Genomic DNA, 24,595 nt, shown 5'->3' with positions numbered 1-24,595 from the left:
CGGGTCCGACATTCGCAGTCGCCTAGACTGGGGTCCAGTCCATCGTTTCCCAGCAGAACCGAAAGACCATGAAGAGAACCCCCATAGCCCTCACCGCCGCTGCCGTCCTGCTTGCCGCCGCCGGCTGCGCGGACAGCTCCGGCGATGCCTCCGCTGCCTCCCCGAGCCCGACGTCGGCCTCCTCCTCCCCCTCGCCGGCGGCTTCCGTCACCGGTTCCGGTTCAGCCACGGCCTCGGCCGAACCGACGGCCGACCCGATTGCGCCGGGATTCCCGGTGGAGGTGGTGCCGCCGATGGACGGCGCCACCGTCCTGGCAACCAGCTTCGACCAGGAAGGCGACCTGGTCACGGTCAGCCTTACCGGGCGGACGGCTGCCACCGCCGAGGAGGTCGTGGCGTGGTACGCCAGGGCCTTCGAGGAGCGCGGCTTCCACCCACTGGAAGGCGAGACCGTCGGCAAGACCGTCTCCAAGGACTTTGTGCGCGACGGCGGGGAGGAGACCGCCAACGTCAGCGTGGTGCCCGGGGACGGCTCCTCCGCGTTCACGGTGGGCGCGAACGTGCTTTCCTCCACCGTCGACGGAGCCAGGGAGTGAGCGTCCCCGACGCCCCGACGTCGGCCCCGGTTCCACCGGATCCCGACGCCGTCGCCGCCGCCCGGGACGAGGAGGACCGGTTCCGCGCACTGCTCGAGGCGGAGCTGGAGTCCTTCCTCACCGAGCGGACGCAGATGCTCCGCGAGGTCTCCGCGGAGTCGGTGCCGCTGCTTGAGGCCATCCATGCCCTCGCCCGCGGCGGCAAGCGCCTTCGGGCGCTGCTCTGCTACTGGGGGTTCCGCGGGGCGGGCGGAGCGCCGCTCGATCCGGCGGCCGTCCGGGCCGGCCTCGCGCTGGAGCTGTTCCAGAGCGCCGCGCTGATCCACGACGACATCATTGACCGCTCCGACACCCGCCGCGGCGCGCCCTCCGTGCACCGCAGGTTCACCGGCACGCACCGCGACTCCGGCTGGCACCTGGACGGAGACCGGTTCGGCACCTCGGCGGCCATCCTGGCCGGAGACCTCTGCCTGGCCCTGAGCGAGGAGGTCTTCACCTCCGTCGGCCCTGCGGCGGCCTACGGGACCGCGGCCCGCGACATCTTCAACCGGATGCGCACCGAGGTGATGGCCGGACAGTACCTGGACATCCTGGAAGAGGTGGTGGGCCCCGGACACCGTCCGGAGGACGCCGTCCGCCGGGCGCGGAACATCCTGCGCTACAAGGCGGCGAAGTACACCACGGAGCATCCGCTCGCCATCGGCGGAGCCCTGGCCGGAGCCGACAGCGCACTGCAGCACGCCTACGCCGCGTTCTCGCTGCCGCTGGGCGAGGCCTTCCAGCTGCGCGATGACGTCCTGGGCGTCTTCGGCGATCCCGAAACCACCGGCAAGCCTGCCGGCGACGACCTGCGCGAAGGCAAGCGGACGGTGCTGATCGCCTACACCCTGGAGCACGGCGACGCCGCGGTCCGTGCGGAGGTTTCAGCCAGCCTGGGCGCGGCCGACCTGGACGACGACGGCGTGCAGCGGCTGCGCACCCTCATTACGGACACCGGGGCGCTGGCCGCCACGGAGGAGCTGATCACCGGACACACGGCCGCGGCGGACCGGGCACTGGCCGCTCTGGACCTGCCCGCACCGGCCGGCGCCGCCCTGGCCCGGCTGGCGGACGCGGCCGTCCGCCGCCGCGCCTAGCCTGACTCAGTACACCCGACCCGGACGTCGGAGACGGCAGCAGGGCGGGACCACAGTGGTCCCGCCCTGCTGCCGTCTCCAGCTCACAGCCGGAGAGTCACGATGAAATCCGACGCTGCTGCTACCAGGCCAGCGCCTGCGCGCGACGCCGGATTTCGGTCTTGCGGCCTTCGCGCAGGGCGTCCACGGGGCGCCCCGGCAGGGTCTCATCCGGGGTGAACAGCCAGCGGACCATTTCGTCGTCCTGGAACCCGGCATCCACCAGGACGGAGATGGTTCCCTTCAGGCTGTCCAGCACCGCGCCGTCGGTCAGGAAGGCGGCGGGGATGCTGCGGACCTTCCGCTCACCGATCCGCAGGGCGACCAGCGCCCGTTCCTCCAGCAGGCTGTGCACCTTCGTTACGGACAATCCAAGCTGTTCGGCGGCATCGGGCAGGGTCAGCCAGTCGCCGACAAGTTCCTCAAGTTCATTCACCCGTCCAGATTGCCACGGTACGGGCCTGCGGGCCACTTTTCCGGCGTCGGCGGGGGCGGGGCGGGCCTTTCACCCGGCGCCTCCGGCGTCCCGGGCGGAGCGGCTTCCGCAGCATGGCTGCCGGTCCCGTCAGGGTCCGTACCCGTCATCGAAGCGGGCGCCACCGAAACGAAGACGCACTGTGGCCGTTTTGCGGCCTAACGGCTATTGGTGATCGGGCTCATTCGTGTAGATTCGCATTAGTAACAGAAGCAACATCAGCAACAAAAGCAACAGCAGACACTAAAACTCCGCCTGTTGCAATACTCGATTTGTTCCACAGGCGGGTTCGGCCTGCCAAGCACAGATGAGGGAAAGCACCATATGACAGCCACACCGACGCAGGGCCCCGGCGCACAGCCGCATTCCGCCGCTCCGTCCAGGCCCCGGCGGCTCAGCGTCGCCGTTACGACGGCGGCCATTCCGGCCGTCATGATGTCGGCCCTGGCCGTCGCGGAACCTGCCACGGCCGCCCCGGTGCAGCCTGACTCCAACGCGCTGTTCCCCCACCTGCCCCTGCAGGCCATCAAGAACCTGAACATCTCCGCGCCGGCCGCGCCGTCGTTCGCGGTGACGGTGCCGGCAACGGTGCCGGCTGAATCCGCCGCACCGGCCGAATACACCATCCAGCCCGGCGACACGGTCAGCTCCATCGCCGCCCGGTACGGGCTCGACCTGGCCGAGGTCCTGCGCATCAACAACCTGCAGCCGGACAGCCTGATCTTCGCGGGCAAGACGCTGAAGCTGGCCGCCGGTGCACCGGCGGCGGCAGCCGAGGCGCCCGCAGCCTCGGGCTACACCGTCAAGGCCGGTGACACGCTCAGCGCCATCGCCGCGGCCCACGGCGTCTCCCTGGACTCGGTCCTGGCCGCCAACGGGCTGACGCTGACCTCGATCATCCAGCCCGGCCAGGTCATCTCCCTGGGCGGCGCCGACACCGGCACGGTGACCACCATGGGCACGGCCGAGCCCGCACCTGCAGCGCCCGCGGCAGCCCCTGCCGACCTGGTGCCGAACACCTTCCTGCACTACACCTACCCGGACCATGTGGTTGCCGACGCCAATGCGAACAAGCACGCGCTGAACGCCATGCAGGTCCCGGACCGGGCGCAGATGCAGCAGATCATCGCCGACACCGCGGCCGCCATGGGCGTGGATCCGGCGCTGGCGCTCGGCCACGCGTACCAGGAGTCCGGCTTCGACATGCGCGCGGTTTCCCCCGCCAACGCCATCGGCGCCATGCAGGTGATTCCTTCCTCGGGCGAGTGGGCCTCGGAACTGGTGGGCCGGCAGCTGAACCTGCTCGACCCCTACGACAACGCCACCGCCGGCGTGGCGATCATCCGCTCGCTGCTGCGCACCAGCCCCAGCACCGAAGTGGCCGTGGCCTCCTACTACCAGGGCCAGTACTCGGTCACCACGAACGGCATGTTCCCTGATACGGAGCAGTACGTCGCCAACGTCATGGCGCACCGGGCCGGCTTCCAGTAAGTCCGCAGCCACCACGGGCGGGCCCTGCCGACAGCTGTGTCGGTGGGGTCCGCCCGCTGTGCTCCAAGTAGGATCGGTAAGGTGCGAGAGTCCGTGAATGATTCCCTGGTCCAGGCCCTGGTGGACAACCGGTACCTGGTCCGAGCCCGCGTTGCCCGCGGCGGCATGTCGACGGTCTATCTGGCCACGGACACCCGCCTGGACCGCGACGTCGCGCTGAAGGTCCTCTCTCCCCACCTCGCCGCCGATCCCGGGTTCCTGGACCGTTTTGAGCGGGAAGCCAAGTCCGCGGCCCGCCTGTCGCATCCCCACGTCGTCGGCGTGCTGGACCAGGGCATTGACGAGAACGGCCTGGCCTACCTGGTCATGGAGTACGTGCCGGGACGCACGCTGCGGGACCTGCTGCGGGAGCGCGGCACGCTCACGCCGCGCCAGGCCCTGGCCATGCTCGACGCCGTGATCGAGGGGCTCGCCGCCGCCCACTCCGCCGGCCTGATCCACCGCGACGTGAAGCCGGAGAACGTCCTCCTTTCCGACGACGGCCGCATCAAGATCGCCGACTTCGGGCTCTCCCGGGCCGTGACCACCAGCACCAACACCGGAACCCTCGTCGGGACCGTGGCGTATCTGGCCCCCGAACTGGTCACCGGCGGCGGCGCGGATGAACGCAGCGACGTCTACTCCGCCGGCATCATGCTCTATGAGCTGCTGACCGGCCGGCAGCCCTTCACCGGAGATGTGCCCATCCAGGTGGCCTTCCAGCACGTGCACGGCACGGTGCCTCCGCCGTCGGCCGCCTGCCCGGGGCTGGCGGAGGACCTGGACGAACTCGTCCAGTGGTGCACCCGCCAGGATCCCGAGGACCGGCCGGTGGACGGCAGCGCACTGCTGGGCGAACTGCGCCACATCCGCACCTCGCTCACTGATGAGCAGCTGGACTTCCGCTGCAGCACCGGCGGCCCCGGAGACGGAGCAGCGCAGGCCGGGGCAGCGGTCCCGGACGGTGCCACCGACGTGATCGACGGAGCCGGCGGAACCGAAGTCATCGGCGACCGGGCCGGAACCGAAGTGCTGGGCGTCGTGCCCGGCGGGGCGACCGAGGTGCTCGCCCGCGGGGGCGCCGGCCGGGACAATGCCACCGCCGTGTATCCGGGCGCGCGTCCGCCGGCCTCCCCGCCGTCCGCCGCCCCGCCCTCCTCCGACACCGACGGCGGTTACGGCGACGATGAGGACGCCTGGGACGACGACGCCGAGGAGCCCCGCACTCCCCGGCAGGCACGCCGAGACCTGCTGGCGATGCAGAAGCAGCGGGAGCGCGATGCCCGCCGCCCCGAGGTCTCGCTCCGCACGCACCCGCGCCGCCGCGGCGCCCTGCTCGGACTGCTGGTTGCCCTGCTCGTCGCCGCCGCGGTCTTCGCCGGATGGTTTTTCGGATCCGGGCCCGGCGCCCTGGTGATCATCCCCGACGTCGCCAACGTCAGCGAGCAGGAGGCGGGCGACCGGCTCAGCGGCGAGGGGCTCAGCTACAGCACCGACCGGATCCACGACGAAGTGGTTCCCGCGGGGCTGGCGGTGGGAACCGACCCTGCCGGCAGCCAGGAGATCCGCCGCTTCCAGGCCGTCACCCTGCTTGTCTCCCGCGGGCCGGAGCTGTTCGCCGTCCCGAACCTGATCCAGCGCAGCGTCGAGGAAGCCTCCGCTGAGCTGGAGGAGGCCAACCTTGCCGTGGGCACGGTCACGGAGGAGTACAGCGAGACCGTGCCCGCCGGACAGGTCCTGGCCCAGGATCCCGCCGCCGACGCCGAACTGCGCCGCGACACCCAGGTCGCCCTGACCGTATCCAAGGGACCCGCGCCGGTGGAGGTGCCTGCCGTCGCCGGGCTGAGCGAAGCCGAGGCGGTGGCCGCCCTCGAGGACGCCGGCCTCGCCGCCCAGGTCTCCCCCGAGCGGGTGCACTCGGCCACGGTGCCCGACGGCGCCGTCGTCACCCAGTCCCCCGCCTCCGGCACCCTCGAACGCGGCGGCACCGTGGTGCTGACCCTGTCCATGGGGCCGCGGATGGTGGAGGTTCCCAGCTTCGTGGGCCGGCAGGCCGGCGACGCGCGCCGCGAGCTGGAGGCCCTCGGCTTCCGGGTTGAGGTCAACGAGGTGCTCGGCGGGTTCTTCGGCACGGTCCGGGCGCAGGATCCGGTGGGCGAGTCCGTCCCCGAGGGTTCCGTCATCACCCTGACCGTCGTCTAGCCTTCCCTGCGCGGACGGGCGGGCCGGGCCGGCGCTTCGGCCGGCCTCCCCTCACCTTCTGTCCCGACGGCGGCAGGCCCCGGCCCGCGGAAGCGGTCCGGGGCCTGCCCGCGTCGGTGCCGGCGGTCCTACTTCTTGCCGGCCAGGGCCCCTGCCACGAGGAACGCCATTTCCAGGGACTGCATGTGGTTCAGGCGCGGATCGCACACGGAGGCATAGCCGTCGACGAACGCCTCCTGGTCCACCGGGTCGGCTCCGCCCAGGCACTCCGCCACATCGTCGCCGGTCATTTCCACGTGCAGGCCGCCCGGGAAGGTGCCCAGGGCCTGATGGACCTCGAAGAAGCCGCGCAGCTCATCCATGATGTCGTCGAAGTTGCGCGTCTTGTACCCGTTGGGTGAGGTGACCGTGTTGCCGTGCATCGGGTCGGTGACCCAAAGCACCTGCGCGCCGCTGGCGGTGACCTTTTCCACCAGGTTCGGGAGCTTCTCACGGATGTTCTTCGCGCCCATCCGGGTGATGAACGTCAGCCGGCCGGGTTCGCGGTTGGGATCAAGCTTGTCGATCAGGGCCAGGGCGTCCTCCGGCCGCGTGGTGGGGCCGAGCTTGACGCCGATGGGGTTGCGGACCCGGGAGAGGAAGTCGACGTGGGCGGAATCCAGGTCGCGGGTGCGCTCCCCGATCCAGAGGAAATGCGCCGAGGTGTCGTAGGGCAGTCCGGTGCGGGAATCGGTGCGGGTGAGGGCCCGCTCGTAGTCCAGCAGCAGGGCCTCGTGGCTGGCGAAGAACTCCACCCGCTTGAGCGCCTCGAAGTCGGCGCCGCACGCGTCCATGAAGCGGACCGCGCGGTCAATCTCCGCTGCGAGCGACTCGTAGCGGGAGTGAGCGGGGTTGGCCGTGAAGCCCCGGTTCCAGTCGTGGACCAGCCGCAGGTCGGCGAAGCCGCCCTGCGTGAAGGCCCTGATCAGGTTCAGCGTGGAAGCCGAGGTGTGGTACGCCCGCACCATCCGGGCGGGGTCGTGGGCACGGGAGGCCGGCGTGAAGTCGAAGCCGTTGACCATATCGCCGCGGTAGGCGGGCAGCGTCACGCCGTCGCGCGTCTCCTCGTTCGAGGAACGCGGCTTGGCGAACTGTCCGGCCATACGGCCCATCTTGATGACCGGAAGGGACGCGCCGTAGGTCAGCACCACGGCCATCTGGAGGATGGTCTTGACGCGTGCGCTGATCCGGTCGGCGGTGGCACCCTCGAAGGTTTCGGCGCAGTCTCCGCCCTGGAGCAGGAAGGCCCGTCCCGCCGCCGCTTCGGCCAGCCGGCCGCGGAGGACATCCACCTCGCCGGCAAAGACCAGCGGCGGCAGCATCGACAGCTCCGCCACCGCGGCGCCATACCCGGGGTGGTCGTGCCAGTCCGGCTGCTGGCCGATCGGCAGCGTGCGCCAGTGGTCCACGGCGGCGTCAACCGCCCCTGCCCCGGCGGTCGTGGGTGTGCTGGGCGTGTCAGTGCTGTTGAAGGTCACGGCTTAAATCCTATCGGGCCGGCGCCGGCGAGGAAGCGGAGCCGCGTAACGCTTGCGTCCGGTTCGCCACACTTCGACATCCGGCATCCGGGAGACGCCGGCTGTCCCGGTCAGCGGGATCGGCGGCCGACGTCCCGCCCTGCTCCGTGTTTGGTTGGGCCCTCCAATCGAAAGGGGCTCAAAGGTGAGCGACCAACGGACAGTGCGAACGGTGGATGCGGACGGCATCGGCAGCGTCGATGTCGAGGTGGATGTGCTGGTGATCGGGTACGGGTGTGCGGGAGCGGCCGCGGCGCTGGAGGCGCACGCCCGCGGCGCCGATGTCCTTCTCCTGGAGCAGGCCGGCGGCGGTGGCGGCTCGTCCGCCCTGTCCGGCGGGGAAATCTACCTGGGCGGCGGTACCCCCATCCAGCAGGCGTGCGGCTTCACGGATACGCCGGAGGAGATGGAGGCTTATCTGCTGGCCGCGCTGGGGCCGCAGGCCGACGGGGACAAGATCCATGAGTACTGCCGGGGCAGCCTGGACCACTACGACTGGCTCACGGGCCACGGGGTTCCGTTCAAGCCGGGTTTCTGGGACTCCCCCACCTGGGTGCCGCCCACCGATGACGGCCTCATGTGGCTGGGTGAGAACGCCTGGCCGTTCACCGACATCGCCAAGCCCGCACCGCGCGGGCATCGGGTGGCGTCGGAAGGCTTCGGCGGCAAAGTGCTGATGAACGCCCTCAGCGCAGCCGTGGAGGCGGCAGGCATCCAGGTGCGGACCAACACGCAGGCCCTCCAGCTGATCATGGACGGCCCCCGCGCAGCCGGCGTCCTGGCCCGGCATTTCCGGGACCGGATCGCGATCCGGGCCCGACGGGGCGTGGTCCTCGCTACCGGAGGATTTGCCGACAATCCGGAAATGGTGGCCATGCATGCCCCGCTGCTGACCGGCCTGGGGGTGACCAGCGACGGCGGGGATGACGGCCGCGGCATCCGGATGGCGCAGGCCGCCGGCGCCGCGGTGCAGCGGATGTCCACCGCCCAGGTGGGCATCGCCCTGGTCCCCGGCCTGGCGGTGCGCGGCCTGCTGGTGAACGCCGTCGGCCAGCGGTTCATCAACGAGGACCAATATCCGGGGCTGCCCGGCCAGGCCGCTCTCTTCCGCCACGACCTGGCGGTGTGGGTGGTCCTGGACGAGCAGGCGTTCGAGGAGGTGCCGGAGCCTGAGCGATGGGGTGTCCAGCCGGGGTTCGTTGCCGAAACCATCGGCGAACTCGAACAGGAGATGGGCATGCCCGAGGGCGCCCTGTCCTCAACGGTGCACGAATACAACCGGCACGCGGCGCTCGGCGAGGACCCGTACTTCCACAAGGCCAAGCGGTGGCTGCGTCCGCTGGAACCGCCCTTCGCCGCGATCGATGTCCGCCGGGGATTCGCGCCGCCGGAAATGGGCAGCGCCGGCAGCGGCGGTGCCGAGGTCTTCACGCTCGGCGGGCTCCGCACGGGGCTCGACGGCGAAGTCATCGACGTTTCCGGGGTTGCCATTCCGGGCCTCTTCGCGGCCGGACGTGCCGCCTCCGGGCTGCATGGCCAGGGCTACCTCAGCGGGACGTCCCTGGGCGACGGCACCTTCTTCGGCCGGCGCGCCGGAGCAGCAGCCGCATCAGGGTAGCCGGCGGGCACCCTCCGGGGCGGGCTGCTGCCCGCTCCGGACCGGCGCCGAAATCTCAGGCGCTGTGCGCGCCTGCCTGCGGGTCCTCGTCGCGGCGGGCGGGCCGGGGTTCCTCGGCCGTGGCTTCACCGGGGGTGGAAGCGGGGCCGACCACCGGCGCCTGGTGCTGGGGACCTGCGAGCCGGACGGCGCTGCGGCCGGCGGCGGAGCCCCGGCCGCTGCGCTCGGCGGCCTTTTTCCGCGCCAGCTGTTCCTTGACGGTGGAGGCGTACACGTCCACGTACTCCTGGCCGCTGAGGCGCATGAGCTCGTACATGATCTCGTCGGTGACGGCCCGCTGCACGAACCGGTCGTCCTCCATGCCGGCGTAGCGGGAGAAGTCGAGCGGCTCACCGACGATGATGCCGATCCTGCGGATGTTCGGCAGGCGGCGGCCGATCGGCTGGACCTTGTCGGTGCCGATCATCGCCACCGGAATCACGGGCACCCCGGTGGACAGCGCAAGCTTGGCGACGCCGACCTTGCCGCGGTAGAGCCGGCCGTCGGGGCTGCGGGTGCCTTCCGGATAAATGCCCAGCAGCCCGCCCTCGCGCAGCACGTCGACGCCGGCCTGGAGGCTGTTTGCTGACGCCTGCCCGCCGGAGCGGTCCATCGGCAGCTGATTGGCGAGCCGGAAGAACAGGGCCGTCAGCCGTCCCTTGAGGCCTTTGCCGGTGAAGTACTCGGACTTCGCGAGGAAGGAGACCGGCCGGGGCACCTGCAGCGGCAGGAAGATCGAGTCGGAGAAGGACAGGTGGTTGCTGGCCAGGATCGCGGCGCCCTTGGCGGGAACGTTGTCCATGCCCTTAACCCAGGGCCGGAAGAGGAGGTTGACGATTGGTCCGATGACAATCGTCTTCATCACCCAATAAAACACGCGGCCGGCGCTCCCATTCCTCAGTTAATCCCGCAGCTCAAGAGGGAAAGCGGCATTCTCCGGCGCACTTCCCTCCCCCATACTCTATGCTTTCCCGCTGCCACGGATGAACCGGGCCGCGGACCGGCGGCCTGTTTACCGCGCCGCGGGGTGGAATTCGCCACCCCGGATGCCACCATAGTGGGTATGACTGCGCAGTCCCCTCCGGCCCCCTTCATGTATGCGGGCCACGGCCCCAATGCCTCCACCGGCGTGCTGCTCAGCCACGGGTTCACCGGCTCCCCGGTGAGCCTGCGGGCGTGGGCCGGTCATCTGGCGGACCAGGGCTACGCGGTGTCGCTGCCGCTGCTGCCCGGCCACGGCACCACGTGGCAGGAGCTGGCTCGCACGCCGTGGGGGCACTGGTACGACGCCTATGAACAGGCCTACGACCGGCTGGCCGAAAACACGGGGCGGGTGGTCGCCGGCGGCCTGTCCATGGGCGGAACCCTGGCCCTGCGCCTGGCCTCCCGGCGGGAGGTGGCCGGGGTCGCGGTCGTGAACCCCGGGCTGACCGCCGCCGACCCGCGGGCCCGTTACGCAGGGGCGCTGAAATACCTGGTGCGCTCGGTTCCGGCGATCGGCAACAACATTGCCCTGCCCGGCCAGGACGAGGGCGCCTACGCCCGGACCCCGGTGGCCGCCGTGCATCAGCTGATGCGCCTGTTCCGCGACACCACGGCCTCCCTGCCGCGGATCACCGCGCCGGTCCTGGTGTTCCGTTCCGCGGTGGACCCGGTCGTCCCGGAGTCGAGCATGGCGGGGCTGCGCCGCGGCCTGACCTCGGCCGACCTGACCGTGGTGCCGCTTCCCAACAGCTACCATGTGGCCACCATGGACCACGACGCCCCGCTGATCTTCGGGCGGAGCAGCGAATTCATCCAGGACGTCAGTGCAGGAAGCCGGACATGAACGAGAAGGAACCGGACCGCAACGGGTCCACGGACGACGCCGTCTGGCTGGACCTGGTGGCCCGCCTGGAGCAGACCCCCGACCTTGACGACGACCGGGACAGCCCCCCGGCGTCCGGGCGCTCCCGCCCGGAGGACCCGGGCACCGGCCCCGGGGACCGGAGGCCGGAGGAGCCGCGGGCGCCGCAGGCCGTTCCGCCCAGCCCGGCGGAACGCACCCGTGCCCTGTTCGGCAACCGGCTGCAGCCTGACCTGTCCGCCGGTCCGGCGTCGTCCGGTCCGCCCCGGGCAGCCGGCGGGGAGGGCGGTGCCGGTGGGAACCGTCCAGCGGGTCCCAGGGACTACGAGGTCGAGGACGACGACGACGGCGGCTTCGTTCCCCCCGAGCCGCCCCCGCTGGGCAGCGGTGAGCCGCTGCTGGTGCTGGCCTGGATCGGGGCGGCCGGCGGCCCGCTGCTCCTGCTGCTGTTTGCGATGTTCTGGCGCAGCGCCCCGCTCACCGTGGTCCTGGGCGTGATTGCCCTGTTCGCCGGTTCGGCCGGCTACCTGCTGTACCGGCTGCCCCAGCAGCGCGAGGACGGAGATGACGGCTCGGCGGTGTGAGGTTCCTCCGGCCCGGTCAGCGCCGCGCGGCGATCCGGGAGAGGTCCGCCGCGCCGATCATGCCGGCCGCCGGCCCCAGTGCCGCGGGACGGATGGAGGCTGCCGGACGGAAGCCCCGCCCGGTCAGGTTCCGTGCAAAGGACCGGCGGGCCGGTTCCAGGAGCAGGTCCCCGGCGGCACCGAGTCCGCCGCCGATGACGAACATGCCCGGGTCCAGGGCCGCGGCGAGGTTGGCCAGTCCGAGGCCCAGCCATTCGCCGGCCTCCTCCAGCAGCTCGACGCTCGCCGGATCGCCCTCAAGCGCCAGGCGGGTCACCACCGCGCCGGTGACGTCCCCGATCCGTCCGTCCACCGCCCGCAGCAGCTCCTGCGCCACCGGCGAGTTGGCGGCGGCGAGCTCGCGGGCCTCCCGCCCCAGGGCGTTGCCGGAGGCATACTGCTCCCAGCAGCCCCGGTTGCCGCACTCGCAGCGCTGGCCGCCGGGCATGATGACCTGGTGGCCGAACTCGCCGGCCACGCCGAACCGGCCGCGTTCGAGCCGGCCGTCCATCACCATGGCGCCGCCGATTCCGGTGCCCAGGGTGATGCAGACCATCCGGCTCTCGCCGGCACCGGCACCGTAGCGCCATTCCGCCCACGCGGCGCCGTCGGCGTCGTTCACCAGGAAGACGCGGCGGCGGAGCAGGCGCTCCAGGTTTTCGCGCAGCGGCTCGTTGCGCCAGGCCAGGTGCGGGCTGAACAGGACGGTGCTGCCGGCGAGGTCCATCCAGCCTGCGGCGCCGATCCCCACGGACCAGACGTGATGCTCGGCGCTGAGTTCGCGGACCAGCTCCACGATGACGGCTTCCACTTCGCGCGGATCGTGGCCGGGCGTGGACCGCCTGGCTTCGGCGAGGACCCGGCCGGAGGCATCGACCAGGCCGGCGGCGACCTTGGTGCCGCCGATATCGATCCCGATCGCCAGCCCGCGCCGGCGCATGGGATTGGCCAGCCGCATCGTCCGGCCGGGCAGCGGCCCGGCGGGCCGGCGCCTCCAGGAAGCTGTGGTGCGGGGGGACGGGGGCTGGTTCAAGGGAGGCATCAAAAACCCATTCTAGGCAAAGGGCAAGAGCCGCCGCGGAAGCGTTACCGTTCCGCAAGGTTACCGTCGGGTAGAAAATGTGATCCAGGTTATAGGGTAGGGGAAACCTGCGGCACCGAAAGATATCGAAGGAGCTATCGTGCGTGAATACAGCGTTCCCGTCCTCGTGGAATCGCAGCAGCAGACGAATACAACGGACCTCCTGCTTGAACAGGCGGCCAAGCCCAGCAATCCGGCTCTCTTCGCGGTGCCCGAGGGCGATCAGTGGCGCCGGATCACCGCCCGCGAGTTCCTGGACGATGTGCGGCTGCTGGCGAAGGGGCTCGCCGCCAGCGGGGTGAATCCCGGCGACCGGGTGGGCATCATGTCCCGGACCCGTTACGAGTGGACCCTGATGGACTTCGCCATCTGGTTCGCCGGTGCGGTGTCCGTGCCGGTGTACGCGACCTCCTCCCCGTCGCAGGTGGCCTGGATCCTCGGCGACTCGGAGGCTGTCGCCGTCGTCGTGGAGACCGCGCAGAACGAATCGGTGGTCCGCCGGGCGGCCATGGACGAAGACCTGAGCGCCGTGGCCAACGTCTGGCAGATGGACGGCGGCGGCCTGGACAAGCTCCGCGCCGCCGGCAGCCAGGTCCCCGACGAGGAGATCGAACGCCGCCGGTCGCTGGCCAACCTGGATGACCTGGCGACCATCATCTACACCTCCGGGACCACCGGAAAGCCCAAGGGCTGCATGCTCATGCACTCCAACTTCGTGGAGCTGTGCCGCAACGCCGCCGCCGGCCTGCCGGAAGTGGCCCGCGAAGGCGCCCAGACCATCATGTTCCTGCCCCTGGCCCACGTTTTTGCGCGGATGATCTCCATCCTCGCGGTGACCACCGGCGCCACCGTGGCCCACACCCCCGACGTGAAGAACCTGCTGCCGGATCTCCAGAGCTTCCAGCCGGACTTCATCCTCGTGGTGCCCCGCGTGTTCGAGAAGGTCTACAACTCCTCCATGCTCAAGGCGGAGGACGGCGGCAAGGGGAAGATCTTCCACGCCGGCGCAAAGACCGCCATCGAGTGGTCCAAGGCGAAGGAGGCCGGACGGGTTCCGTTCCTGCTGAACCTCAGGCATGCCCTGTTCGACAAGCTGCTCTATTCCAAGATCCGCGCTGCGATGGGCGGCAAGGTCAAGTACGCCGTGTCCGGCGGCGCTCCCCTGGGCGAGCGGCTCGGCCACTTCTTCCACGGCATCGGCGTCATGGTGCTGGAAGGCTACGGCCTGACCGAAACCACCGCCCCCGTCTCGGTGAACACCCCCGAACTGATCAAGATCGGCACCGTGGGCGCCCCGCTGCCCGGCAACGCGGTACGGATCGCCGAGGACGGCGAGGTCCTCGCCAAGGGCGTGTGCGTCATGAAGGGCTACTACAACCGTCCCGAACTGAACGAAGAGACCTTCACGGACGGTTGGCTGCGCACCGGAGACATCGGTGAGCTCGACGACGACGGCTTCCTGCGGATCACCGGCCGCAAGAAGGAGATCATCGTCACCGCCAGCGGCAAGAACGTCATTCCGGCGCTGCTCGAGGACTCCATCCGCGCCGATGCCATCGTCAGCCAGTGCGTGGTGGTCGGTGACCAGCGCCCGTTCATCTCCGCCCTGATCACCATCGACGAGGAGGCCCTGCCCGGCTGGCTCGAACGGCACAAGCTGCCGTCCATGTCGGTGGAGGACGCCGCCGGCACCGAGGAGATGCGCAGCGAAATCCAGGCGCTGGTGGACCGCGCCAACGAGGCGGTCTCCCAGGCCGAGGCGATCAAGGTCTTCCGCATCGTGACGACCGACTTCACCGAGGCCAGCGGCCATCTGACCCCGTCACTGAAGATCAAGCGGGCCCAGGTGCTGAAGGACTACGCGTCCGTGGTGGAGGACATCTACAGCGCGCAGCCGGCACGCTGACCGTCGGCGGGGCGGGCCGCAGCCTGCCCCGCCGCCGGACCCCATCGGAACACAGGTGAGGCGGAACCCCCGGGGGTTCCGCCTCACCTGTGTCCGCCGTCCGCCGGGCCGTCCGCGGCCGGCCCGGCTACACGAACGCGGAGTGCCCGGTCGCCGCCCGGCCGACGATCAGCGCGTTGATTTCATAGGTGCCCTCGTAGGTGTACAGGACTTCCACGTCGTTGAAGATCTTGGCCATCTCGTAGTCGGTGACGATCCCGTTGCCGCCGAGCAGGGCGCGGCCCAGGGCCGCGGACTCACGGGCCTGGGCCGTGGTGGTGGCCTTGGCCAGCGCGGCATGGGCCATGTCGAACCCGCCGCACTCCTGCAGCCGGGCAATCTGCGTCATCAGGCCGAGAGCCGAAGCGGCGTTCCCGAGGATCCGGGCCAGCGGCTCCTGCACCAGCTGGAACTTCGCCAGCGGCCGCCCGAACTGCGTCCGGTTCACGGCATAGTCCCGGGCGACGTCGAAGATCGCCAGCTGCGCTCCGGCGCACTGCCAGCCCACCCAGGCACGGGAGTTGCGCAGCATCTCGTTGGCCGCGGCGAAACCCGACGCTCCGGGCAGGGCGTTGGCCGCCGGGATGCGCACCTCGTCCAGCTCGATGTCGGCGTTGTGCATGATCCGCAGCCCGATCTTGTTCTCGATCCTGGAGGCCCGCCATCCGGGCCGGTCGGTCTCGACCAGGAAGCCCTTGACCTGCCCGTCCGCGGTGTCACGCGCCCAGACGATCGCGACGTCGGCCACCGTCCCGGACCCGATCCACCGCTTCGCGCCCGTCAGCACCCACTCGGCCCCGTCGCGGACGGCGGTGGTGGCCAGGCCGCCGGCAATGTCCGAACCGTGCCCGGGCTCGGTCAGCGCAAAGGCGCCCAGGGCCCGGAAGCTGCGCAGCTCAGGCAGCCAGCGGGCTTTCTGCTCCTCGGACCCCAGCGCGTCAATCAGGCCCAGGATCAGTTCGTTGTGGATGCCGACCAGGGCACTGAAGGAGATGTCGGCCCGCGCGACCTCCGCGTAGGCCAGGCCGCGGAACAGCCGGCTCGCCCCGGAGAGCTCCAGCTCCCCCAGCCCGTGGGCGGCCAGGCCGGGCAGGAGCGCCGTCGGAAACTCCTCACGGTTCCACAGCCCGACCGAGGCGGGGCGGATCTCCGCCTGGAGGTAGTCGCGCAGCTCCGCCAACCGCAGCCGCTCATCGGACGGCAGCAGGGCAGCGAAGTTGAACAGGTCGGCGTCCGGCAGGCCGCCGCCGCTCAGGGCTTCAAGGGTCGGGGACTCTCCGCGCAGTACCGGCGGCATAGGTGTTCCTCTCGGATCGGGGACCGGACCGGCGGTTGTGCCGCGCCGCCGGCGGAGGCCGCCGGTGGTCCTGCCCCTTAACAATTGTAGGATGTCCAACTATTCTCGTGTCACGCAGATCACATTTGTCAATTGCCGGCAACACGGCGGCCGGCGGCACGAAAGAGGTACCGGCATGACGGCAACCACGGAATTCCGCGCGGCACGGGACCGCCTGCTGGCGCTGCGGGAGGATCCGGACGCGGCCCGGGACGGCTTCGAGTGGCCCCGTCCGGCGGAGTTCAACTTCGCCCTGGACTGGTTCGATCAGGTGGCCGCCGGCGAACGCGGCACGCAGGACGCCCTGGTCATCGCCGAACAGGACGGCTCGACGGCCCGGATGACCTACCGGCAGCTCAGCGGGCGCTCCGGACAGGTGGCGAACTGGCTGCTTTCCCTGGGCCTCGAGCGCGGGGACCGGATCCTGCTGATGCTGGGGAACCAGGTCGAGCTGTGGGAGGCCATGCTGGCCTGCATCAAGATCGGGGCACCGCTCATCCCCACCACCGTGATGCTTGGCCCGGCGGACCTTGCGGACAGAGTGGAGCGCGGCCGCGCGTCGTGGGTGCTCACCGACGCGGCGAACGCAGCCAAGTTCGATGCGGTGCCCGGCGACTTCCGGCTGCTGGTGGTCGGTGACGCTCCCGTTCCCTCGGGAGGGAACGGGAAGGAGGCCCGTCCGCGGCTGTCCTACTCCGCCGCCGACGGCTTCGACTCCGCCTTCACCGCCACCGCTCCCACCCGGGCGGACGAAACCATGCTGCTCTACTTCACCTCCGGCACCACGTCCAAGGCCAAGCTGGTCGAACACACCCACACGTCCTACCCCATCGGCCACCTGTCCACCATGTACTGGATCGGCCTGGAGCCCGGCGACGTTCACCTCAACGTCGCCTCGCCGGGCTGGGCCAAGCACGCCTGGTCCAACTTCTTTGCCCCGTTCATCGCCGAGGCCACCGTTTTCCTCTACAACTACACGCGCTTCGACGCCGGGGCCCTGATGGCGCAGATGGAGCGCGAGCACGTCACCAGCTTCTGCGCCCCGCCCACGGTATGGCGGATGCTCATCCAGGCGGACCTCACGCAGCTGGCGACCCCGCCGGCCAAGCTCGTGGCCGCGGGCGAGCCGCTCAATCCCGAGGTGATCTCCCGGGTGGAGCAGGCCTGGGGCACGCAGATCCGTGACGGGTTCGGCCAGACCGAATCCACCCTGCAGATCGCCAACACGCCCGGGCAGCCGGTACGTCCGGGGTCCATGGGCCGGCCCCTGCCCGGCTACGACGTCGTCCTGGTGGACCCCGCCACCGGCGAGGAGGGCGACGAGGGCGAGATCTGCCTGCGGCTGGATCCGCGGCCGGTGGGCCTCACCCCCGGATACTGGGGCGACGCCGAAAAGACCGCCGAGGCCTTCCGTGACGGGCTCTACCACACCGGCGACGTCGCCAGCCGCTCCGAGGACGGCGTGATCACCTACGTGGGCCGGGCCGACGACGTGTTCAAGGCCTCCGACTACCGCCTCTCGCCCTTCGAGCTGGAGTCGGTGGTGATCGAACATCCCGCCGTGGCGGAGGCCGCCGTCGTGCCCTCCCCCGACCCGATCCGGCTGGCCGTACCCAAGGCCTACGTGGTGCTCGCCGCCGGCTGGGAACCGACGGCCGAAACCGCGCAGGACATCCTGGCGTTCTGCCGCGAGCACCTGGCGCCGTATAAGCGGATCCGCCGGCTGGAGTTCCGCGAACTGCCCAAGACCGTTTCCGGGAAGATCCGGCGGGTGGAGCTGCGCGCCCGGGAACAGCTGCTGCACGACGCCGAGGGCCGCCCGACGGAGGGCCGGGAGTTTTCGGACACCCCGGTCGTGGGGCTCAGGGAGTGAGACGGACCGGCGCCGGCGGTGCCCGGAACGGTAGAATCCAGCTGTCCGCGGCGCTGCCGCGATGCCGTGCCCGCCGCCCACCCCCTGAGGACCCCCGATGACTGCCACGCGCCCGCTGCCGATGGACCCGATCGCCGAGGCACGCCGCCAGTGGGAGGACCACGGCTGGGCGCATGCGGCGCCCGGGATGGAGGCCGTGACGGCGGTGATGCGGGCCCAGCAGATCATGCTCACCCGCATCGAGGCCGCGCTGCGCCCGTTCGGGATCAGCTTCTCCCGGTACGAACTGCTGACCCTGCTGAGCTTCACCCGGACGGGCAGGCTGCCGATGTCCAAGCTCAGCGCCCGGCTGCAGGTGCACCCCACCTCGGTCACCAACACCGTGGACCGGCTGGAGGCCGCGGGGCTGGTCCACCGTCGGCCGGACCCCGCGGACGGACGCAGCAGGCTGGTGGCGATCACCGACGCGGGGCGGGATGTGGCCCGGCGTGCCACCGAAGACCTGAACGCGGTTTTCGCCGACATCGGCCTCACCGCTGAGGACCTGGACCTCCTGACGGGCATCCTGCGCAGGTTCCGGCAGCAGGCCGGCGACTTCACCCAGACCTGACGGGAGGATCACCATGCTCGGGGCCTCCCGGTCAGTCTGGGCCACGGTCCACCAGGAGCGGCTGCGGCTTGCCGAGGATCTCACCGGCCTGGCGCCCGCGCAGTGGCGGACGGCCTCGCTGTGCCCCGGCTGGGACATCCACGACGTGCTGGCCCACCTCCTGGACACCGCCGAGACGGGCCGCATGCGGTTCCTAGCCGGGCTCGCGGCGGCGCGCTTCAACTTTGACCGAGCCAACGACCGCGGCGTCGAACGCCGCAGGCAGGCCGATCCGGAGGCCACCCTGGACGCCTTTCGCCGGGCGGTGACCCTCACCCGCACTCCCCCGGCCAACCCGGCGACCCGGCTGGTGGAGGCATTCGTCCACGGCGAGGACATCCGCCGCCCGCTGGGCATCGCTGCATCCTATCCGGCGGAAGCGGTGGCCATGGCCATCAGCTACCAGCTGCGGACCCCCGTCGCCTTCGGCGGCGGCCGCGAGCGGGCCGCCGGTCTCCGGCTGGTCGACGCGGCAGGCGGGCGGGGCTGGGGGCAGGGAAGAGTGGTGGAAGCCGACGCCGTGGAGATCCTGCTGGCCGTTTCCGGGCGCCCCGCCCGGGTGCCGGGATTTCCCGCACAGGGCTCCTGACCAACCCCGTCCTCCCGCGGCCGGTGCCGCTTCCGCCGCCCGGCGGCCTCTGGACAAGGCGCGGATCCTTGGAGATCCTTGCGTTCCACACTCCGCAGCGAGAGGACCCGCATGAGCGTCACCGATCCCAGTCCCGTTGCCGCCTCCGGCACCGTACCCGCTCCGGCCGCCGCTCCGGTACCTGACCCCCGCGCCGACACCATCGGAGCACTGCTGCGCCGCAGCGTCGCGCGCAGCGGCCCGGCCACCGCGGTCAGGTTCGAGGACCGCAGCTGGACCTACGCCGAGCTGGGCTCCGCGGTGCAGCGGGTCCGCGCCCGGCTGCTGGACGCCGGACTGCCGGCCGGGTCCCGCGTGGCGGCGTTCGGGGCGAACTCCGATGCGTATCTGATCCTGTTCCTGGCCTGCGCCGAGGCGGGGATGGTGCACGTGCCGGTCAACTTCGCCCTCAAGGGCGACGAACTCGCCTACCTGTTGGAGGATTCCGGAGCGGCCCTGGTGGTCGCAGACACCGCGCTCCTGCCGCTGGTCGAGGAGGTCCGGAGCACGGGGCGCGTCCCCGCCGCCGGGCCGGTGTGGCCGATGTTCCCGGGCAGCGGCCGCGGGGAGCCGTCCGTACTGGAGACCGCCCTCGCCGAAGGCGGCCCCGACGCAGCGCAGCAGGACGGGACGGGTCCCGTCGGAGCCGCTGCAGCGCCTGCCCCCGGGGACACCGTGGTGCAGCTGCTCTACACCTCCGGCACCACCTCCGCGCCCAAGGGCGCCATGATGACCCATTCCGCCCTGCTGGCGGAGTACGTCTCGGCGATCATCGCCCTGGACCTCACGGCCGAGGACCGCCCGCTGATCGCCATGCCGATGTACCACTCGGCCGCCATGCACGTGTTCCTGCTGCCCTACCTGGCCCTGGGCGCCGCGGTGCGGATCATCCCGCGGCCCGACGTCGGCGAGATCCTGCGCCTGGTGGAGGAGGAGCACATCGGCTCCCTGTTCCTTGCCCCGACGGTCTGGGTACCGCTGAGCAACCACCCGGACCTCGCGGCACGTGACCTCTCCTCGCTGGCCAAGGCGCAGTACGGTGCCTCGATCATGCCGGTGACGGTGCTGCAGCGGCTGCGCCTGCGCTATCCGGAGATCGGTTTCTACAACTGCTTCGGGCAGTCGGAGCTGGGCCCGTTGTGCACCGTGCTGCGCCCGGAGGAGCATGAGGCGCGGCCCGCGTCCTGCGGGCGGCCCGTTTATCACGTCGAGGCCCGGGTGATGACCGCCGACGGCGCCCCGGCGGCGCCCGGGGAGCCGGGCGAAATCCAGTACCGCTCCCCGCAGCTGCTGATCGGCTACTGGAACAACCCGGAGGCCACCGCCGCGGCGTTCGACGACGGCTGGTTCCGCTCCGGAGACCAGGTCACCCGCGACGCCGCCGGGTACATCCAGGTGGTGGACCGGATCAAGGATGTCATCAACACCGGCGGGGTCCTGGTGGCACCGCGGGAGATTGAGGACTGCATCTACGAACTGGACGAGGTGGCCGAGGCTGCGGTGATCGGGCTGCCGGATGAGCGCTGGATCGAGGCGGTGACCGCCGTCGTCGTGCTCAAGGAGGGCGCGGCCCTGACGGCGGAGGCCGTGCGCGCCCACGTCCGGGGCCGGCTCGCCGGGCACAAGGTGCCGAAGCGGGTCGACTTCGTCGCCGAACTGCCCCGCAACCAGTCCGGCAAGCTGCTCAAGCGGGCCCTGCGGGCCGAGCGCGCGTGAGCTGAACCCCGTCCGGATATCCGCGCAGGGCCTGCGCCGCCTGAGAACGGCGGCGCGGGCCCTGCGCAGGTCAGGCCGAGGCCTCCCGGATCGTGTTGATGATGCCGGAGAAATCGGTCTGTGCTCCGCCTTCCTCGGCGTACCGGCGGTAGATGCCGGCCGCGAGCGGGCCAAGCTCGGCCGCGGTGCCGGTGGCCTCGATGGCGCTGAGGGCCAGCTGCAGGTCCTTGCTCATCAGCGCGCCCATGAAGCCGGGCGCGTAGTCCCGGTTCGCCGGGCTGGCCGGCACCGGCCCGGGCACGGGGCAGTTGGTGGTCAGGGCCCAGCACTGGCCGCTGGAACGGGACGCGACGTCGAACAGCGCCTGGTGGCTCAGGCCCAGCTTTTCGGCGAGCACGAACGCCTCGCTGACCGCGATCATCGAGACGCCCAGGATCATGTTGTTGCACACCTTGGCGGCCTGTCCGGCGCCGGAGGAGCCGCAGTGCACCACGGTGGCGCCCATGACCTGCAGCAGCGGTTCGGCCTGCGCGAAGTCGGCCTCGTCGCCGCCGACCATGAAGGTCAGCGTGCCCGCCTCCGCGCCCACGGTGCCGCCGGAGACCGGGGCGTCCGCCCCGCGGTGGCCGGCGGCGACGGCCAGCTCCCGTGCTGCCCGGGCGTCGGCGACGTCGACGGTGGAGCAGTCGAGGAAGAGGGTGTTCGGCGCCGCGGCGGCCAGCAGCCCGCCTTCGTAGGCGTCCAGCAGGTGCTGGCCGCCGGGCAGCATGGTGATGACCACTTCCGCGCCGGCCGCGGCGTCTGCACCGGTGGCGGCGGTTTCGATGCCGGCGGCGCGGGCCTTTTCCAGGGCCTCCGGCACCACATCGAAGCCGGCCACCCGGTGGCCTGCCTTGACGAGGTTGGCGGCCATCGGGCCGCCCATGTTGCCCAGTCCGATAAAGGCGATGTTCATGCCCGGCTCCCTGCGGTTGCTTCCGATGGTGTGCCGCCGGCCGGCTCCGCCTGGACACGGGCGGGGCCGACGTCGGCTGGCCGGAGGTCCAGCTCCGGAATCTGCGGATGGTCCAGCGGCTCGAAGTATCCCGCCACTTCGCCCGGGTCCACCTCCTCCAGCACGGGAGGCTCCCAGCGCGGCTGCCGGTCCTTGTCGATCACCTGCGCGCGGACCCCCTCCCTCAGTTCGTGCCCGAGGTGGAAGCGGCAGGAGACCCGGTATTCCGTGACCAGCACGTCGGCCAGTCCGCGGCCGGCGGCCCGGCGCAGGGATTCCAGGGTGACCTTCAACCCGAGCGGGCTGTTGCGCCGGATCCGCTGCGCGGCGTCGGCGGCCACGGGGGCCTCCTCGGCGTCCAGCGCCGCGAGGATCTCCTCCACCGTGTCCGCAGCGTACGCCCGGTCCAGCACGGCGCGCTCATCCCCGAAGGAATCCGGTGCCGGACGGGCGAACCGGTCGATCACCGCGGCGTCGCCGGTGGCCGCCAGCTCGGCGATGAGGGCCGGGAGGTCGGCCTCGGGCACGTAGCTGTCGGCAAGGCCGGCTTCGATGGCCCGGCCCGGGCCCACGTGCGCCGCCGTCAGGGCCAGGTGGGCGCCGATGCCGCCCGGGGCGCGGGAGAGCAGCCAGGTGCCGCCGACGTCGGGAACGAAACCGATCGCGGTCTCCGGCATGCCGGCCCGGGTGCTGTCGGTGACCACGCGGTGCGAGCCGTGCGCGGAGATGCCGATTCCGCCGCCCAGGACGAGCCCGTGCATGATGGCCACGTACGGCTTCGGATAGTCGGAGATCGCGTGGTTGAGGGCGTACTCGTCGGCCCACATGCGCGCGCCGCCAAGCCCGCCCTCGAAGCCGTCGTAGTACAGGTCCACGATGTCGCCGCCGGCGCACAGCGCCCGCTCCCCCGCGCCGGTGACGATCACCAGGTCCACCGCCGGATCCCGGGCCCAGGCCTCGAGCGCCTCGGTCATCGCCAGCACCATGCCGTGGGTGAGCGCGTTCATGGCGCGCGGCCGGTTGAGCGTGATGACGCCGGCCCGGCCGCGGACCTCGGTGAGCAGTTCGGCCGGGGTGCCTGCGCTCACGAGTGGTCTCCGGCGGGCATGATGAAGCTGGCGCCGTCCTTGATGCCGGACGGCCAGCGCTCGGTGACGGTCTTGGTCTTGGTGTAGAAGCGGAAGGCGTCGGGGCCGTGCTGGTTCAGGTCCCCGAAGCCGGAGGCCTTCCAGCCGCCGAAGGTGTGGTAGCCGATCGGCACCGGGATCGGCACGTTGATGCCGACCATCCCGGTGTTGACCCGGGAGGCGAAGTCCCGGGCGGCGTCGCCGTCGCGCGTGTAGATGGTGACGCCGTTGCCGAACCGGTGTTCGCTGGGCAGCCGGAGCGCCTCTTCATAGTCGGCGGCGCGGACCACCACAAGCACCGGCCCGAAGATCTCCTCCTGGTAGATGCGCATCTCGGGGGTGACCCGGTCGAACAGGGAGGGGCCGATGAAGTATCCGTCTTCGTGCCCGTTCAGGCTGAAGTCCCGGCCGTCCACCACCAGCTCGGCGCCTTCCTCTTCACCGATGCCGATGTAGCCGCGCACCCGCTCCAGTGCGTCCCGGCCCACGAGCGGGCCGTAGTCGGCGTCCGGGTCCGTGGAGGTGCCCACGCGCAGCTGCTCCACCCGCTCCTTCAGCTTGGCCACCAGCGCGTCGGCCGTGGCCTCGCCGACCGGAACGGCGACGGAGATGGCCATGCAGCGTTCTCCGGCGGAGCCGTAGCCGGCGCCGATCAGGGCGTCGGCTACCTGGTCCAGGTCGGCGTCGGGCATCACCAGCATGTGGTTCTTGGCACCGCCGAAGCACTGGGCTCGCTTGCCGTTGGCGGTGGCGCGGGCATAGATGCTCTGCGCAATGGGCGTGGAGCCCACGAAGCCGACGGCCTGGATGCGCGGGTCCTCCAGCAGCGCGTCGACCGCCTCCTTGTCCCCGTTGACCACGGTGAAGATGCCGGCCGGCAGGCCCGCCTCGGCCCACAGTTCGGCCAGGCGCAGCGGCACCGAAGGGTCCCGCTCGGAGGGCTTGAGGATGAACGCGTTGCCGGCGGCGATGGCGGGCCCGGCCTTCCAGAGCGGAATCATGGCCGGGAAGTTGAACGGGGTGATGCCGGCGACGACGCCGAGCGGCTGGCGCATGGAGTAGGTGTCGATGCCCGGGCCCACGCTGTCGCTGTACTCGCCCTTGAGCAGGTGCGGGGCGCCCATGGCGAATTCGACGACGTCGAGCCCGCGTTCGATGTCGCCGCGGGAATCGGCGAGGGTCTTGCCGTGTTCGGCGGACAGCAGCGAGGCGAGGTTGTCCATGTCGGCGCGGACCAGGTCCACGAAGCGGCCCAGGATCCGGGCGCGCTTCTGCGGGTTGGTGGCCGCCCAGGTCGGCTGGGCCGCTTCGGCGGCGTCGACGGCGGCGCGCACCTCGGCGGCGGAGGCCAGCGGCACGCGCGACTGGACGCGGCCGGTGTTGGGATCCCAGACGTCGCCGAAGCGGCCGGAGGCTCCCTCCTGCCGGCGTCCGCCGACGTAGTGGGCCAGGGCGGGCGCGGCGTCCGCTCCGGGCTGCGGATTGTCAATGGTGCCGGTGGACTGGTGGCTGGACATCGATGCTCCTGAACTGTCGGTGTGGTTCAGTTCACAGACTAGTTGGATGTCCTAGCAATTTGCCAGAGC

At 71.1% G+C, this 24,595-nt stretch carries 20 protein-coding genes; 12 read left to right on the top strand and 8 right to left on the bottom strand.

What is annotated here, in order from left to right:
- The first annotated feature begins 68 nt into the window (after positions 1-68).
- Positions 69-596 carry a hypothetical protein gene (locus AC5RV6_RS07710; protein ID WP_494006731.1) on the top strand — a complete coding sequence of 176 codons (528 nt, stop codon included), beginning with the start codon at positions 69-71 and terminating at the stop codon, positions 594-596.
- A complete protein-coding gene (locus AC5RV6_RS07705) occupies positions 593-1,732 on the top strand; it encodes a polyprenyl synthetase family protein (RefSeq protein WP_494006730.1) in 1,140 nt (379 codons plus the stop codon). The genes AC5RV6_RS07710 and AC5RV6_RS07705 overlap by 4 nt, the downstream gene beginning before the upstream one ends.
- A gap of 121 nt (positions 1,733-1,853) precedes the next feature.
- On the opposite strand, the gene AC5RV6_RS07700 is transcribed toward AC5RV6_RS07705, so the two are convergent.
- Positions 1,854-2,207, bottom strand: a complete 354-nt coding sequence (locus tag AC5RV6_RS07700) for an Rv2175c family DNA-binding protein (protein ID WP_494006729.1) — start codon at positions 2,205-2,207, stop codon at positions 1,854-1,856.
- A gap of 363 nt (positions 2,208-2,570) precedes the next feature.
- Between AC5RV6_RS07700 and AC5RV6_RS07695 the strand changes: the two genes are divergently transcribed.
- Both AC5RV6_RS07695 and AC5RV6_RS07690 read left to right on the top strand, forming a co-directional pair.
- Positions 2,571-3,737, top strand: a complete 1,167-nt coding sequence (locus AC5RV6_RS07695) for a lytic transglycosylase (RefSeq protein WP_494006728.1) — start codon at positions 2,571-2,573, stop codon at positions 3,735-3,737.
- Between the two features lie 93 nt (positions 3,738-3,830).
- Complete coding sequence (locus AC5RV6_RS07690; RefSeq protein WP_494006727.1) at positions 3,831-5,978, top strand: Stk1 family PASTA domain-containing Ser/Thr kinase; 2,148 nt, start codon at positions 3,831-3,833, stop codon at positions 5,976-5,978.
- A 128-nt stretch (positions 5,979-6,106) separates the two neighbouring features.
- On the opposite strand, the gene AC5RV6_RS07685 is transcribed toward AC5RV6_RS07690, so the two are convergent.
- Positions 6,107-7,495, bottom strand: coding sequence for a class II 3-deoxy-7-phosphoheptulonate synthase (locus AC5RV6_RS07685; RefSeq protein WP_494006726.1), 1,389 nt, complete (start codon positions 7,493-7,495; stop codon positions 6,107-6,109).
- A 184-nt stretch (positions 7,496-7,679) separates the two neighbouring features.
- Here AC5RV6_RS07685 and AC5RV6_RS07680 point away from each other — a divergent pair, with 184 nt between their 5' ends.
- Positions 7,680-9,152, top strand: coding sequence for an FAD-dependent oxidoreductase (locus AC5RV6_RS07680; protein ID WP_494006725.1), 1,473 nt, complete (start codon positions 7,680-7,682; stop codon positions 9,150-9,152).
- Positions 9,153-9,207: 55 nt separating this feature from the next.
- Here the strand turns inward: AC5RV6_RS07680 and AC5RV6_RS07675 are convergent, their stop codons facing one another.
- The gene (locus AC5RV6_RS07675) at positions 9,208-10,068 is read right to left on the bottom strand and encodes a lysophospholipid acyltransferase family protein (protein ID WP_494006724.1); all 861 of its coding nucleotides are present in this window, start codon (positions 10,066-10,068) and stop codon (positions 9,208-9,210) included.
- 186 nt (positions 10,069-10,254) lie between these two features.
- Between AC5RV6_RS07675 and AC5RV6_RS07670 the strand changes: the two genes are divergently transcribed.
- The gene (locus tag AC5RV6_RS07670; RefSeq protein ID WP_494006723.1) at positions 10,255-11,019 is read left to right on the top strand and encodes an alpha/beta hydrolase; all 765 of its coding nucleotides are present in this window, start codon (positions 10,255-10,257) and stop codon (positions 11,017-11,019) included.
- Positions 11,016-11,621, top strand: coding sequence for a hypothetical protein (locus tag AC5RV6_RS07665; protein ID WP_494006722.1), 606 nt, complete (start codon positions 11,016-11,018; stop codon positions 11,619-11,621). Before AC5RV6_RS07670 ends, AC5RV6_RS07665 begins: the two co-directional genes overlap by 4 nt.
- 16 nt (positions 11,622-11,637) lie before the next feature.
- Here AC5RV6_RS07665 and AC5RV6_RS07660 read toward each other — a convergent pair whose 3' ends face one another.
- A complete protein-coding gene (locus AC5RV6_RS07660) occupies positions 11,638-12,618 on the bottom strand; it encodes an ROK family protein (RefSeq protein WP_494007373.1) in 981 nt (326 codons plus the stop codon).
- A 223-nt stretch (positions 12,619-12,841) separates the two neighbouring features.
- On the opposite strand from AC5RV6_RS07660, the gene AC5RV6_RS07655 reads away from it, so the two are divergent.
- Entirely contained in the window at positions 12,842-14,647 is a 1,806-nt protein-coding gene (locus tag AC5RV6_RS07655; RefSeq protein ID WP_494006721.1) for an AMP-dependent synthetase/ligase, read from the top strand.
- A gap of 127 nt (positions 14,648-14,774) precedes the next feature.
- On the opposite strand, the gene AC5RV6_RS07650 is transcribed toward AC5RV6_RS07655, so the two are convergent.
- On the bottom strand, positions 14,775-15,983 hold the full coding sequence (locus tag AC5RV6_RS07650; protein WP_494006720.1) for an acyl-CoA dehydrogenase family protein: 1,209 nt from the start codon (positions 15,981-15,983) through the stop codon (positions 14,775-14,777).
- Between the two features lie 175 nt (positions 15,984-16,158).
- Here AC5RV6_RS07650 and AC5RV6_RS07645 point away from each other — a divergent pair, with 175 nt between their 5' ends.
- From AC5RV6_RS07645 to AC5RV6_RS07630, 4 genes are all read left to right on the top strand, one after another.
- The gene (locus AC5RV6_RS07645; protein WP_494006719.1) at positions 16,159-17,895 is read left to right on the top strand and encodes an AMP-binding protein; all 1,737 of its coding nucleotides are present in this window, start codon (positions 16,159-16,161) and stop codon (positions 17,893-17,895) included.
- 97 nt (positions 17,896-17,992) lie between these two features.
- A complete protein-coding gene (locus AC5RV6_RS07640; RefSeq protein WP_494006718.1) occupies positions 17,993-18,505 on the top strand; it encodes a MarR family winged helix-turn-helix transcriptional regulator in 513 nt (170 codons plus the stop codon).
- Positions 18,506-18,518: 13 nt separating this feature from the next.
- Positions 18,519-19,133 (top strand): maleylpyruvate isomerase family mycothiol-dependent enzyme, encoded by a 615-nt coding sequence (locus AC5RV6_RS07635; protein ID WP_494006717.1) that lies wholly within the window; start codon positions 18,519-18,521, stop codon positions 19,131-19,133.
- A 111-nt stretch (positions 19,134-19,244) separates the two neighbouring features.
- A complete protein-coding gene (locus AC5RV6_RS07630) occupies positions 19,245-20,888 on the top strand; it encodes a fatty acyl-CoA synthetase (RefSeq protein ID WP_494006716.1) in 1,644 nt (547 codons plus the stop codon).
- A gap of 70 nt (positions 20,889-20,958) precedes the next feature.
- Here AC5RV6_RS07630 and mmsB read toward each other — a convergent pair whose 3' ends face one another.
- From mmsB to AC5RV6_RS07615, 3 genes are read right to left on the bottom strand one after another with little or no spacing between them, the layout of a single operon-like run.
- Positions 20,959-21,843, bottom strand: a complete 885-nt coding sequence (gene mmsB, locus AC5RV6_RS07625; RefSeq protein WP_494006715.1) for a 3-hydroxyisobutyrate dehydrogenase — start codon at positions 21,841-21,843, stop codon at positions 20,959-20,961.
- The gene (locus tag AC5RV6_RS07620; protein WP_494006714.1) at positions 21,840-22,970 is read right to left on the bottom strand and encodes an enoyl-CoA hydratase/isomerase family protein; all 1,131 of its coding nucleotides are present in this window, start codon (positions 22,968-22,970) and stop codon (positions 21,840-21,842) included. The genes mmsB and AC5RV6_RS07620 overlap by 4 nt, the downstream gene beginning before the upstream one ends.
- Complete coding sequence (locus AC5RV6_RS07615; RefSeq protein ID WP_494006713.1) at positions 22,967-24,526, bottom strand: CoA-acylating methylmalonate-semialdehyde dehydrogenase; 1,560 nt, start codon at positions 24,524-24,526, stop codon at positions 22,967-22,969. The genes AC5RV6_RS07620 and AC5RV6_RS07615 overlap by 4 nt, the downstream gene beginning before the upstream one ends.
- Between the last annotated feature and the right edge of the window lie 69 nt (positions 24,527-24,595).

It is taken from the genome of Arthrobacter saudimassiliensis, assembly GCF_059090665.1.
The sequence above is the reverse complement of the archived record's forward strand: the minus strand, read 5'-3'. Positions and strand labels throughout refer to the sequence as shown.

Excerpts from the sequence above, each read along its gene's own strand:
- AC5RV6_RS07645 (WP_494006719.1), top strand. The coding sequence starts at position 16,159 with ATGACGGCAACCACGGAATTCCGCGCGGCACGGGACCGCCTGCTGGCG.
- AC5RV6_RS07665 (WP_494006722.1), top strand. The coding sequence starts at position 11,016 with ATGAACGAGAAGGAACCGGACCGCAACGGGTCCACGGACGACGCCGTC.
- mmsB (WP_494006715.1), bottom strand. The coding sequence starts at position 21,843 with ATGAACATCGCCTTTATCGGACTGGGCAACATGGGCGGCCCGATGGCC.
- AC5RV6_RS07635 (WP_494006717.1), top strand. The coding sequence starts at position 18,519 with ATGCTCGGGGCCTCCCGGTCAGTCTGGGCCACGGTCCACCAGGAGCGG.
- AC5RV6_RS07660 (WP_494007373.1), bottom strand. The coding sequence starts at position 12,618 with ATGCGGCTGGCCAATCCCATGCGCCGGCGCGGGCTGGCGATCGGGATC.
- AC5RV6_RS07650 (WP_494006720.1), bottom strand. The coding sequence starts at position 15,983 with ATGCCGCCGGTACTGCGCGGAGAGTCCCCGACCCTTGAAGCCCTGAGC.
- AC5RV6_RS07615 (WP_494006713.1), bottom strand. The coding sequence starts at position 24,526 with ATGTCCAGCCACCAGTCCACCGGCACCATTGACAATCCGCAGCCCGGA.
- AC5RV6_RS07630 (WP_494006716.1), top strand. The coding sequence starts at position 19,245 with ATGAGCGTCACCGATCCCAGTCCCGTTGCCGCCTCCGGCACCGTACCC.
- AC5RV6_RS07670 (WP_494006723.1), top strand. The coding sequence starts at position 10,255 with ATGACTGCGCAGTCCCCTCCGGCCCCCTTCATGTATGCGGGCCACGGC.
- AC5RV6_RS07695 (WP_494006728.1), top strand. The coding sequence starts at position 2,571 with ATGACAGCCACACCGACGCAGGGCCCCGGCGCACAGCCGCATTCCGCC.
- AC5RV6_RS07710 (WP_494006731.1), top strand. The coding sequence starts at position 69 with ATGAAGAGAACCCCCATAGCCCTCACCGCCGCTGCCGTCCTGCTTGCC.
- AC5RV6_RS07640 (WP_494006718.1), top strand. The coding sequence starts at position 17,993 with ATGACTGCCACGCGCCCGCTGCCGATGGACCCGATCGCCGAGGCACGC.